General features: G+C 28.4%; 12 protein-coding genes. 1 reads left to right on the plus strand and 11 read right to left on the minus strand.

The genetic code is table 11. From position 1 onward, the window contains the following. Nucleotides 1-3: 3 nt before the first annotated feature. From ASKIR_RS05355 to hpf, 10 genes are all read right to left on the minus strand, one after another. Nucleotides 4-2025: a chemotaxis protein CheA gene (locus ASKIR_RS05355; protein ID WP_066351262.1), complete on the minus strand. Its 2022-nt coding sequence runs from the start codon at nt 2023-2025 to the stop codon at nt 4-6. A 14-nt stretch (nt 2026-2039) separates the two neighbouring features. Continuing rightward, nucleotides 2040-2408 (minus strand): response regulator, encoded by a 369-nt coding sequence (locus tag ASKIR_RS05360; RefSeq protein ID WP_066161262.1) that lies wholly within the window; start codon nt 2406-2408, stop codon nt 2040-2042. Between the two features lie 76 nt (nt 2409-2484). After that, nucleotides 2485-4629 carry a polyribonucleotide nucleotidyltransferase gene (locus ASKIR_RS05365; protein ID WP_066351261.1) on the minus strand — a complete coding sequence of 715 codons (2145 nt, stop codon included), beginning with the start codon at nt 4627-4629 and terminating at the stop codon, nt 2485-2487. A gap of 6 nt (nt 4630-4635) precedes the next feature. Continuing rightward, complete coding sequence (locus ASKIR_RS05370; RefSeq protein WP_066161260.1) at nt 4636-5289, minus strand: phosphoribosyltransferase family protein; 654 nt, start codon at nt 5287-5289, stop codon at nt 4636-4638. Next, nucleotides 5276-7408: an LPS-assembly protein LptD gene (locus tag ASKIR_RS05375; protein ID WP_066351260.1), complete on the minus strand. Its 2133-nt coding sequence runs from the start codon at nt 7406-7408 to the stop codon at nt 5276-5278. The genes ASKIR_RS05370 and ASKIR_RS05375 overlap by 14 nt, the downstream gene beginning before the upstream one ends. Next, the gene (locus tag ASKIR_RS05380; RefSeq protein WP_066161258.1) at nt 7401-7832 is read right to left on the minus strand and encodes an RDD family protein; all 432 of its coding nucleotides are present in this window, start codon (nt 7830-7832) and stop codon (nt 7401-7403) included. Before ASKIR_RS05380 ends, ASKIR_RS05375 begins: the two co-directional genes overlap by 8 nt. Before the next feature lie 9 nt (nt 7833-7841). Next, nucleotides 7842-9110, minus strand: coding sequence for a phosphoribosylamine--glycine ligase (gene purD / locus ASKIR_RS05385; protein ID WP_066351257.1), 1269 nt, complete (start codon nt 9108-9110; stop codon nt 7842-7844). 233 nt (nt 9111-9343) lie between these two features. Then, entirely contained in the window at nt 9344-9985 is a 642-nt protein-coding gene (locus tag ASKIR_RS05390; protein WP_066351255.1) for a uroporphyrinogen-III synthase, read from the minus strand. Between the two features lie 2 nt (nt 9986-9987). Beyond that, complete coding sequence (gene der / locus ASKIR_RS05395) at nt 9988-11454, minus strand: ribosome biogenesis GTPase Der (protein WP_066161255.1); 1467 nt, start codon at nt 11452-11454, stop codon at nt 9988-9990. A gap of 84 nt (nt 11455-11538) precedes the next feature. Further along, nucleotides 11539-12069, minus strand: coding sequence for a ribosome hibernation-promoting factor, HPF/YfiA family (hpf, locus tag ASKIR_RS05400; protein ID WP_066161254.1), 531 nt, complete (start codon nt 12067-12069; stop codon nt 11539-11541). 104 nt (nt 12070-12173) lie between these two features. Between hpf and ASKIR_RS10260 the strand changes: the two genes are divergently transcribed. Continuing rightward, on the plus strand, nt 12174-12326 hold the full coding sequence (locus tag ASKIR_RS10260) for a hypothetical protein (protein WP_164698885.1): 153 nt from the start codon (nt 12174-12176) through the stop codon (nt 12324-12326). A 29-nt stretch (nt 12327-12355) separates the two neighbouring features. On the opposite strand, the gene ASKIR_RS05405 is transcribed toward ASKIR_RS10260, so the two are convergent. Further along, nucleotides 12356-13063: an SDR family NAD(P)-dependent oxidoreductase gene (locus tag ASKIR_RS05405; RefSeq protein WP_066351254.1), complete on the minus strand. Its 708-nt coding sequence runs from the start codon at nt 13061-13063 to the stop codon at nt 12356-12358. Nucleotides 13064-13098: the final 35 nt, after the last annotated feature.

The following is a 13098-nucleotide window of genomic DNA, read 5'->3' on the forward strand; positions in this document are numbered from 1 at the left end:
AATTTATGATGCCTTTTTTGATGAATTCATTTTTCTTTCAATTTTAATTTGTGCATCAATTATTCCTAGAACATCTAAAATTAATCCGATACTTCCATCTCCTCTAACTGTTGCTGCTCCAATTCCTTGAACACTTCTAAAGTTTTTATCTAAAGGTTTAACAACAACCTGATGTTGATTTAAGAACTCATCAATAGATAAAGCAACTTTAGTACTTCCAGATCTTACAACGATTAACATACCATCTTCTAAATTTTCAAAACTTTTTTTAAGTCCAAATAGCTTATGAAGTTTAACAACAGGAATAAACTCTTCTCTTAACATCAAAAGATCTTGAGTTCCATCTCCAATTTTTTTAATCATATCTGCTGTTGGCTGTAAAGATTCAACAATTGAGCTAAGAGGTAGAATATATTTTTGATCACCTACTCTAATATCAAGCCCATCAAGAATTGCAAGAGTAAGAGGAAGCATAATTGTAATTGTAGTTCCTCTTCCAATCTCAGTATCAAGTTTTATAACCCCACCAAGCTTATGAATATTTGTTTTTACAACATCCATTCCCACGCCTCGACCTGAAATATCTGTAATTTGATCAGCTGTTGAAAGACCCGCTCCAAAAATTAAAAGAGCTTTTTCATTATTTGACATTGAACTATATTGATGCTCATCTATTTGTCCTTTTTCAAGAGCTTTTTGAGCAATTTTTTCACTATCAACACCTTTACCATCATCTTCAATTGTAATAATCATTTGACCATTTGCTTGCTCAGCAGATATAGATATTGTTCCTGTATCACTCTTACCAGCTTTTACTCTATCTTCAGGCATTTCAATACCATGATCTAAAGAGTTTCTAATAATATGCATTAATGGATCTGTTAATCCCTCAATCATAGCTTTATCTATTTCAACATTATCTCCATAATGTTTAAACTCAACTTTTTTACCAAGTTTTTTAGATATATCTCTTACTACTTTTGGGAATTTTGAATAAATAGAGTCCATAGGAACCATTCTAATACTCATGATACTATCTTGCATATCTCTAATATGTCTTTCAAGAAGTTCTAATCTTTCTAATACAGAACCTCTTATTTTCGACTCTTCAATTGTTGAAGAAAATTGAGTAAGCATGGCATTTGTAATAACTAAATCCCCTACATTGTTCATTAAAAGATCAATTTTATCTAAGTTTACTCTAATACTATTATTATTGTTTGATATAGATTTTTTAGACTCTTCTTTATCTACTTTATTTTTATCTCTTGATCTTTTATTTTCAGATGAAACTTCTTGATTTGAGTTATCATCTTTAACTTCATTATTCTCATTTGATTCATTTTCATCTATGCTATTATTTTCACCAATTTCCATTACTGAATCTGGAGTTATTTTAGGCATATCATCAAAAAATCCAGAACCATTAGAAGAGCTACTATAACTATCATCAAAGAAACCAAAACTCTCTGAATTTTCCTCTTCATCTGCAAAAATACCAAAAGCTCTATTTCTAAAATCTTTTTTAGAATTATTACTATTTTCTTGAGGTTTTACACTTTCTACTTTTTGAGATGCTTGAGTAGGGTTAGGGTTCTCTTTTGTAGTTGATTTAGAAGAGCTATCGCTATTTGAATAAGCTCTAATCTCTTCTAAAAGTTCTTTAGTCATCTCTTCAAATTTTTCTCTAGTCATTTGATTTGCAACTTCTAATTCTAAAATCTCTTTCATAACATCTAAACCATCAATTAAAGTTTCAGCCATTTCTGGTTTATACTCTATTTTATGGCTTCTTAATTTATCCATAAGATTTTCAACATCATGAGTGAATTCTGCAAAATAAGCCAACTCTACAGAAGCACCACTACCTTTTAGTGTATGAACATCTCGGAATAGCTGTCCCATTTCATCGTCTGTTAAACTACCATTATTTTCAGCTTCTAGTAAAACATTATCTGCTGACTCAAAAAGCTCAACAGCCTCTTCTAAAAACATCTCTCTATATTTTGAAATATCAAACGACATACTATCCCCCTTCTTTATTTGCTTAGTACAATATTTACAGCTTTTAATAGCTGATCAGGTACAAAAGGTTTAACAATCCATCCTGTAGCACCAGCTACTTTACCTTTTGCCTTCATCTCATCACTTCTTTCAGTAGTTAAAACTAAGATAGGAGTTTTTGAGTATTGAGGAATTTTTCTTAGTTCACTAACTAAATCAATTCCATCCATATTTGGCATATTTATATCTGTTATAATCAAATCGAAAGTAGCACTTTTTGCTTTTGCTAAACCATCTACACCATCAATAGCTTCAACAACATCAGTATATCCACCCTCATTTAAAGCATAGTTTAACATATCTCTTAACATTGTAGAGTCATCTACTATTAAAAGCTTGGCCATATAAACCCCTTAATTATCTTCATTTAAAATTTTACTATCGTACCAAAAAAAATATTAATTTAATATTATTTATCCTCTAGTTTAAGCTCAATTCTATTCTATCTTTTTGTATTTTAAGCACTTTAACATCTATCTCTTGTCCAAGAGTTAATACATCACTAGCTTTCTCAACTCTTTGTTTTGATATTTTTGAGATATGCAACAATCCTTCACCACCTTTTTCAAGAAGAATAAATGCTCCAAAATCAACCAATCTCTCTACTTTCCCATGTACAATTTCATCTACATTATATATTTTTTCAAAATCTATTTTATTGGTCTGCTTAAAAGAGTTTGAGTTATTTACTAAATCTTTGATAAACTCAGTAGCTTCGGCTATTTTTGAAGAGTCTTCGCCACTTAACTTAACAATACCATTATCTCTATCTAAATCTACATTTACACTATATTTTTCTATAATCTCTTTTATAGTAGAGCCACCTTTACCAATAACTATCATCATTTTTGAACTATCGATATTGAACTCTTCACTTTTTGGTAAAGCTAAGCTATCTGTTATATTTTTTGATGCTTCTTCCATTATATTTAAAATATGCACTCTACCCTCTTTTGCTTGTAAAAGTGCCTCTTTTAATACGCTTAACTCTATTCCCCCAAGTTTTATATCCATCTGTAAAGCTGTAATACCATTAACTGTTCCAGCAACTTTAAAATCCATATCACCATCATGATCTTCAAGTCCCATAATATCTGTTAGAATAGAGTATTTATCACCTTCAACAACCATTCCCATTGCAACACCAGCAACTAAGTTTGAAATAGGAACTTTTGCTGCTTTTAATGCTATTGAACCACCACAAACAGTTGCCATTGAAGATGAACCATTTGATTCTAAAATTTCAGAAACCAATCTTACTGTATCTTTAAAGTTTGGATTAATAGTTGCCTCTAAAGCTTTTTTAGCTAAATTACCATGCCCTAGCTCTCTTCTTCCAACACCAAAAATAGGTTTTGCTTCACCAACACTAAAACCTGGAAAGTTATAATGTACCATAAAATTTTCCATAGATGTAGATCTATCTGCTAAAACTTCATACATTTGACCATCTTTTGCTCCAGCAAGAGTTCCAATAACAAGTGCTTGTGTCTCTCCTCTTGTAAATAGGCAAGATGAGTGAGCTGAAGGAAGAATATTAGTCTCAATAGATATTGGTCTTACATCTTTAAGTCCTCTTCCATCTGCTCTTACTTTTTCATTTACAATCATCTGTCTAACTATTTCTCTTTTTACAATATTAACAGCTTCATAAATTGTTGAAAACTCTAATTCATTTTTAAGGCAATAATCATTTTTTGATATCTCTTTTGCAAGCTCTTTTAATTCAACAGCTCTTTCACTTTTTGCTAGTTTTTTTATAGCCATTTTTATATCATTTGAGAAATTATCTCTTACATAATCAATTATCTCTTTAGCTATTGAAAATTCAATAAGTTCAACATTTGCTTTTTGTTTACAAGCTTTTTCGAAATTTGTCTCATATGAAATATTTGCTTTTTTTAGTGCTTCTTGTGCAAAAGCTATAGCATCAACTAAAACAGACTCTTCCATCTCATTTGTAAGATGTTTTGAATCATTTAAAGAAGATATTGTTTTCATCTCAATCATCAACAACTCTTCTTTTGAACCAGCTATAAATAGATCTAAAGTCGATTTTTCTAAATCTTCTTTAGTTGGATTAATTATTAAATTTTCATCTATTTTTCCAACTCTAACTCCACAAACAGACTTTTTAATAGGTAAATTTGAAGTATAAAGTGCTGCATTAGCTGCATTTAAAGAGATTGCTTGTAAATCAACATCTTTATCAGAACTTAAAACCATAACTGTAATTGTTGTTGGATAAACAAAACCTTTAGGAAAAAGTGGTCTTAAACTTCTATCTATAACTCTTGAAGTTAATGTTTCAAAATCACTTGGTTTTCCTTCTCTTTTGATAAATCCTCCAGGCAGTTTTGCTGCAGCATAAGTTTTTTCAATATATTGAACAGTTAATGGAGTAAAATCTTCACTAACAGGATTATCAAATTCAGATGCAACAGTTGCTAAAACCACACAATTTCCTACTTTAACAAGAGCAGAACCATTTGCTTGTTTTGCTACTTTTTCAAACTCAAAAATCTCTTTTTGTCTATTTAATTCCAATTCGCATACTATTGCCATATTTATTTATCCTTCATTTTTAATTTTTTCAATATCTTCTATAGTTAAACTATTTAAATTTTCATAATAAAAGTTACCCTCTATATAGTGATCTAAATTTTTTACATAATATAGATCATCTGTAATTGCATCAATTGCTTTTATACTAGTGGTTGATAGAATAGGAGTTGCTACACTAATAGACTTAACTTTTTGATTTATAATAGTTTTTATGCAAGCCATCATAACCAAACCAACATTTACATCTTCATCAACTATTAAAACATTCTTACCGTGTAATTTTTGTAATCTCTCACCTGCTCTAAATTTAAAGATATTTGGTCTTATTTTATTTTCAAAAATCTCTTTTGAGTACAAATATATTAAATCTAGATTTATATCAAATGATTTTACAAGCTCTTCATGTATTAAAACCTCTTCTAACTCTGTTACAACAGCTATTTCACACTCATCATTATTTGGAGCATAAATTTTTTCATTAAACATTATTTCATATTTTGCATTTAATGCTTCTGCAACAATTTTAGCAATTTCATAACCACCATAAGAACTAGATATTACAATCCACTCTTCAAGTCTCATTGAATCAAGTGGAAGAACTTCAAGAAGTTGCTTTGCAGCCTCTTTTCTATCTTTGAAAAATATTTTATCTTTGCTCACTATCATATACCTTATAATTTTGACTAATTCCACCAATTGGTTTTAAAACTAAAGTAGCATAAACTATATCCTGTTCTCTACTTCTATAACTACTACTTGAAGTTGGAATTATCTCTCTTTCATACCTTAAATCTAAGCTCCAACAGCTCTCATTTATAGAAAAACCAACTCCTTGTCTATTTCTAATCTTCTCTTGCAAATCATAATTTTCATAATATCTCATTGAATAATATTTATTAAAATTATATTTTGCATCAAGCCTAAAAGATTCTAAGTCATCTCTACTAAAAAACTCATTATTAGTTTTTACAGAGCTATAATAACCACTTGTTACACTAAAGTTTTCAAAATCAAAAGTACCATCAAGACTAGTTTCAACTATCTTTTTATCTTCAGCATTATATACAACTTTACCAGAAAAAGTTGTATTTTTAAAATTAATTCTTAAATAATTCTCCAAATCTTGAAGTTTAGCATTATCACTTTTATCATAATAAATACTTTGACTCAACTGGTGATTAATAATCTGCTTATGACTATTTTTGGCATAAATAGATTGATTTAATCTTAAAATAGCTCTTTTTTTATTTTGAATAGTTGGAAATGTTTTTAGCTCTTCAAACTTTGCTAAATCATTCTCCTCTTTTACTGTTACATTGTATAAATCTCCATCTTTATGAAGATTATCTGGTATTTCATAATTAAAGCTTAAATTCATACTATGAATATAGTTTTTATAAGGCTTTATCAAATCTGTACCAACTTTAAAAGTAGTTAAATTTTGTATTAAAGTACCATCTTCATAGTTAATATTTGAATTGTTGTATCTGTAACTAGTAAATAGTGTTTTATTATCAACTCCTATATAGATATAATCATTTAAAATATTTCTAGTATATCCAATAGGTATATTTAAATTATAAACTTGTGATTCAAGACCTTTTTGTCTAGTAAAGTTTTGATATTTTAAATCTGCTGAATATATTAAATTATTTGTAAATAAAGCTTTATTATATGAGTGTAGCTGAACTTGAGGAAGCTCTTGCATAGTCGCATCATTGCTATTTGCTTGAGTATCTATATAATATTTTAAATAAGTACCAGCATAATAGTTTGGAGTATTAAAATAGTAATTTAATTTAGATTCTACATTTCGATCTGTTGAAACACTTCCACTAATTTTTTCAAGTTCAATATGTTCAATATCATTTAAATAGTTCAAAGATGCGTATGTTCCATCTTGATAAACACTATTTTCATCTGTTAAAATATATTTTTGCTCATAATCTAAATTTGCTCCATAATGTTGATTACTTTGAAGTTCTCTATCCTTTACATAAGAGTCACTCTCTTTAAAGTAACCCATTTTAATTCTAAGCATACTATTTAAAGTGTTTGCATATCTATAAGTACCATAAACTCCATATCCTCTTTGAGTTCTTACTTGAGGAGATAGTTCAAAATCATAATTACTTGCGGGTGCTATAAATATTGGCTGAGAGTATAAAAGTCCTTCTTTCTTAGCATAACCAATAGTTGGAAACAAAAGTCCTGTTCTTCTTGTTGTATCTGTTGGAAAACCAAAATATGGTAGATAAAACACAGGAACATCTTTTATGTATAATCTTGTATTAAAGGTATTTATCCACATCTCTTTTGTGTCATAATTACTACTAGTTGCTTTAATACTCCAAGCTGGATCAAAACAGTCGCAAGATGAAATTATTGAATCAATAAGCTCTAATTTCTCTTTCTCTTTTGTTAACTCTTTCGCATTTACCCAAATATTTGTACTCTCATCTAATAAAAATATAGGTTCTTGTAAAGCTGTATCATTTTTCATATCCAAATAAGCATAATTACTTTGTGTTTGAATTTTGTTATCTTTTATTATTAAAACATTTCCAAAGAGTTCTAAACTCTCTTTATCTCTATCGTATATTAATTTATCGGCACTAATATAATAAGATGGTGAATATGCTATAACACTATTAGATGCTATTATAGTATTATCTTTTGCCTCTATATTTTTTGCAACCAATTGAAGTTTCTCTTTTTTTTCATTTCCATAGGAAAAATTAAAGAGTAAAAATATAATCAAAAATAAATTTTTAAGCATCTACAACCAGCGTTTTACCTGTAAAATCGTGAAAAGTTTTTCTTCCATCATTAAAAAAAGCTATTGCAAAACCTATATAGTAGAATAGTTCAGATATTACTCTTCCAACTGATCTTAAAAAAGATTGAAAAAATGTAACTCTTCCCCAATGATTAGCATCAATCACTCTAACTTTTGCTAATCTTTTACCTAAAGTTTGACCATAATACCAAATAAAAAAAGTATGATATATAATCTTTAATACCAATAAAGGTAATACAAGAGTTGATAAAAGTGATATTAATGCTTCTGTATTATTACCAGCAGCAACAATACTATCCCAATAAACTAAACTTATAAGTAGCGTAACTATTAAATCATCAATTACAAAAGCAAAAGCTCTAGAACGCATAGAAGCTAACTGTAAATTCTCACTATTTTGCATTTTAAATCTCTATTTTAAAGCTTGATATGCAATATCTGATCTAAACTTTTTACCATCAAAAGATATTTCCGAACTAAGTAAATAAGCTCTATCTCTAGCCTCTTTAATACTATCTCCAATTGCAACACAAACAGCAACTCTTCCTCCTGTTGCTATAAGATTTCCATCTTTTTTTTCAACACCAGCAAAAGAGATATGACTATTTTCTAAAAGCTCTTTATCAACGATATTTGATAAAGATATAATTGAAGGGGCAGAAGAGCTATATGGATAGTTGGCACTTGCCATAACAACACCAACTGCAAACTTATTTTTAAACTTAATATCAAGCTTATCAAGCTGTTTTGTTGCTCCATAATAGAATAGTTCAGAAACTTTTGATTCTATCAAAGGCATTAAAATCTCACACTCAGGATCACCAAATCTAACATTGTATTCTAAAACTATTGGTTCACCTTTTACAACCATGATACCAATAAATAAAACACCTTCAAATGGTGCATTCTCTTCTTGCATCCCTTTTAATGTTGGCTTAATTACTCTCTCTTCTATTTTTTTATAAATATCATCATTTACCAAAGGAGTTGGAGCATATGCACCCATTCCGCCTGTATTTGGTCCAGTATCCCCATCACCTACTCTTTTATGATCTTGAGCAGCTGGTAAAACTTTATAGTTTTCACCATCACAAATTGCAAAAACTGAAAGTTCATAACCATCTAAAAACTCTTCAACAATAACAGTCTCTCCTGCTTCGCCAAAACTACTACCATTTAACATATCATCAACTGTATTTTTAGCCTCTTCTTTGCTTTGTGCAATAATTACACCCTTACCTCCACAAAGACCATCTGCTTTTACAACTATTGGAAGATTTTTCATATTATCAATAAAATCATAAGCATCTTTTTTATTAGATGTTTCAATAAATGCTGCTGTTGGTATATTATACTTTTTTAATATATTTTTCATATAAGCTTTTGAACCCTCAAGTTGAGCAGCTTTTTTAGAAGGACCAAAAATAGTTAAACCCTCTTTTTTAAATATATCAACAACACCATCTACAAGTGGAGCTTCTGGTCCAACAATCGTTAAATCAATACAATTTTCTTTTGCAAATTTTGCTAAATCATTATAATCTTTTATATTAATATTAGTTCCTAAATCAGAAGTTGCACCATTTCCTGGCATAAAATATAGTTTGTGTGAATTCTCTTTTTTAAGTGCTAGTGCTATAGAGTACTCTCTACCACCACTTCCAAGTATTAATATATTCATATTTTTCCCTTTATTATTTTTAAAACCCAAGTAGCCGATAACCATAAGGTGGCCCTAAAAGCCAAGTATATATACAAGAGAATACTTTAGGAGCGTAAACAAAAGAAACGCTACACACTGTATAACTACAAATTTGTATAAAATAAAATATTATCGGACCCGCAAGTAATGGAAATCCCGAACTACTTAGAATTGGAGATTTTATCTAAAAAAGATTAAAATAGTAATTAAATTTAAGCAATATTACTCAAAGCAAGTTTTACACACTCTTTAACATCAGTCGTTGAACTAATTTGATAATCTTTTATATATTCTGGCAGATACAAAGCTGTTGTTTTACCAATAACAATTGCTTTAAAACTACTATGCCATGAAAATTTCTTAAAAAAACACTCAACACTTGAAGGAGATGTAAAAATTATAGTTGAATTTTTTTCTAAATCAATTATTTTTAAATCATCATTACAAGTTGTTTCATAAACTACAACTTCATCTAAATCTATACTATTTTCTCTTAAAATTTCTGGAAGATTTGATACTGTTTTCAAAGCTTTTAAATATAATACTTTTTTGTTTTTTAAATGAGGAATTAACTCATTTGCAAAATCATTTCCATGACCACTTTCTCCAACAAATGCTATGTTTGCACCAAGTTTTAAAGCCTCTTTTGCTGTTTTTGATGCTATTAAATATGATGGGATTTTTTTCCAATCAATACAATTTTTTTCCAATGAAAATATCGCATTTTTTGAAGTAAAAACCAAAGCATCATATTTTGTAGTGTCAAGATTATAATTTAGACTTTTTACTTTAAAAACTTCTAAATTAACTACACCTTCAAAATTTTGATTATTTAAAAGATAGATTTTTGACATAACTATTTATCTTCCAAATACTCTTCATCACCAACTTTATCATTTTTTCCACGAGCTACAACATGAATTGGTGTTCCTTCAAAATTGAACTGCTCTCGTAAAAAGTTTATTAAATATCTTTTATAAGAGTAGTGTAAAAGATTTGGCTTATTCATAACAAGTGCAATTCTTGGTGGTCTTGAGTTAAATTGTGTAGCATAATAAATTCTTAATCTTGCTCCATTTGGACTTGGAAGCGCATGTCTTCTAATAGCCTCTTCTATAACTTTATTTAGTTTTGAAGTAGGAATTCTTTGTGTATAGTTATCAAAAATTTCAACAATTTTATCCTTTAATCTATCTATACTTCTTCCAGTTTTTGCAGAAACAGCTAAAATTGGAGCATAAGCTAAGAATCTAAATCTTCTTCTAATCTCCTCTTCCATTTTTTGAAATGTATCCATATTTTCATCCCATTTATTTAAAACAATAATTGTACCCAATCCGTACTCATCAACTAAACCAGCAATTTTTTCATCTAAATCAGCAAGTTCATTTGAGGCATCAAGAACAACTAAAGCAACATTTGCTTTCTCTAACATCTCTTTTGTTCTCATTAAAGCAAATTTCTCAATTCCTTCAATACTTCCTCTTCTTCTTAATCCAGCTGTATCTACAAAAGTAATTTTTTTGTCCTTATAAAAATATGTCTCATCAACTGGATCTATTGTAGTTCCTGCAATTGGTGATACAACAGATCTTTGTTCTCCAACAAGTGCATTTAAAATAGATGATTTTCCAACATTAACTTTTCCAATAATTGCAACATTTATAGAAGTGTCATCTTCTATTTTTTCATCTTCTATATCCTCAATTTCTCCTATAGAAAAATCTTCATCATCATCTTCATAAAACTCACCATGCTCTTCTTTTAGAGCTTCTAGTCTTCTTTCTTGCTCTTGTCTAGCAACTGTTTCTGGATTTTCAGGAAGTTTATCATAGATCCATTCATATAATTTCTTTGTTCCACGATTGTGAGAAACTGATATTCCAAATAGATTTTCATCTCCTATTCCAAATTCAAAAAACTCCCAAAGTCTCTCTAACTCTTTATCATTATCTATTTTATTTACAACTAATGCTAACTCTTTTCCTAATCTTAATAACTCATAAAAAAGCTCTTTATCTTTATCATCTGGAATATTTTTACCATCAACCATAAAAAGTATAATATCAGCCTCTTTGGCAGTTTTTATTGCTTGTTTTTTTACATTTAAAAAAATCTCATCATTTGTATCATCAATTCCACCTGTATCAAGAAGAATTGCACTTCTATCAATTATCTCTATCTCATTTTTTCTAATATCTCTTGTAGTACCTGCAACATCTGAAACAATTGCTATTCTTCTATTTGAAAGTCTATTGAAAAGTGATGATTTTCCAACATTTGGTTGCCCAATTAGTGCAACTTTTTTTAAGTCATTTTGCATATTTTTTTAAATCCTAAATTCAATTAAATTAAAAAAGGGTATTAGCTTTTTCTAATACCCTTTTAGTTTTTTTACTACTAAATCTTAGTATAAACCAAATTTTCCAGCAGCATTTGCTTTGTATAAAACTCTCATATTATCATCTTTATCATAAAAAACTTTAAATAAAGCAGTAGAGTTTTTCAAATCTTCCAAAGCCTCTTCTATATCAATTGGTTTATAAGAAGTTAATCTTTGAGGAATAATCTCATCTTCAAACCTCTCAAGCTCTTTTGCAACACCATCTTCAACTTCAACAGCTTCACTAAATTTAGTTGCTTTATGAGCAGTTATTTTGTCATTGTGTCTTCTTAAAACCTTTGATACTCTATCTGTTGCTATATCAATTGCAGTGTATAAATCTTTATCTTTTTGTTTAATAACAACTGTATCAATATTTGCAATATTTAAAGAGAATTCAAAAGTAAAACCTTTTGCTTTTTCATCTCCAACAATTGTAGAAGTAACCGAAATAATATCCAAGTTATATTTTTTAAATGTATCAATTGAACTATTGATATAATCTTTTATTGCGTCCGTAAGTTTTATATGTCTTCCTACTATACTTGTATTCATAATTACTCCTTAAAATAAAATCTCTTTATTCTAGCATAATTTTCTTTTATTCTTTGAGAAATTTTGATAGAATTTTTTACTTAATAGAAATAAAAGGCTTATTTATGGAAATATTAATGTTTATATCTTATTTTTTAATGTTTTTAATAGCTATTATTTTGAGTTTCGCAAGTATTAAATATTTTATTACAATGTGGAAATTTAAAAATAGAAAAAAAGATGGAAGTGAAGATGATAACTTTAAAATGTTTGATTAAATAAGATTATAAATAATCTTATTTAAAACTTATAGCAAGTTCAAAAACTCTTTTTCTAAACTATCTTTATCATTTTGCAATCTTTGTTTAACCATTTTAGAAAACTCATCAGGATAAATCTCAAGTTCGCTATTTTTTATTCCTTCCAAAACAGCCTCAACTATTGCCGAAGTTGAACTTTTTGGCATATCTTGCCCTTTTGTCATATTTGTATCAATTGGTCCTGGTAAAACTTCAAAAACTTTTATATTTTCTTTTTGTAACTCTGCTCTAAAAGCTTGAGTTATTGAGTGTAAAGCACTTTTTGAAGCACAATAAAGACCCATTATAGGAAGATTTATTAAAGCTAAAATTGATGTAATATTAACAATAGAGCCATTTTTATTTAATTTTTTAGATAATATTTGACAACTATTTAGTGTTCCAAACAGATTTACTTCAAAATCTATTTTACTATCATCAATAACTCTTTTTTGGCTATTTACTCCAGCATTATTAATTAAAAAATCAATATTTTCAATCTTTGAAGCGACTTTTTCAAGTTCATCTTTTTTTGTAATATCTAAAGCAAAAATCTCTATTTTTGGTGATAATTTTTTCAACTCTTCTAGCTTACTTAAATCTCTTGCTGTACAATAAATCTTTTTAACACGATTTTTTAAAAGCGATTCAATAAATGATTTAGCCAAACCACCATTTGCACCTGTTATAAATACTACTTTATTTTCAAAAAACATTTTATAATCCTTATTAATTATTTTAAAATGTAATT

This window comes from Aliarcobacter skirrowii CCUG 10374 (genome assembly GCF_003544835.1).
Classification (GTDB): Bacteria; Campylobacterota; Campylobacteria; order Campylobacterales; family Arcobacteraceae; genus Aliarcobacter; species Aliarcobacter skirrowii.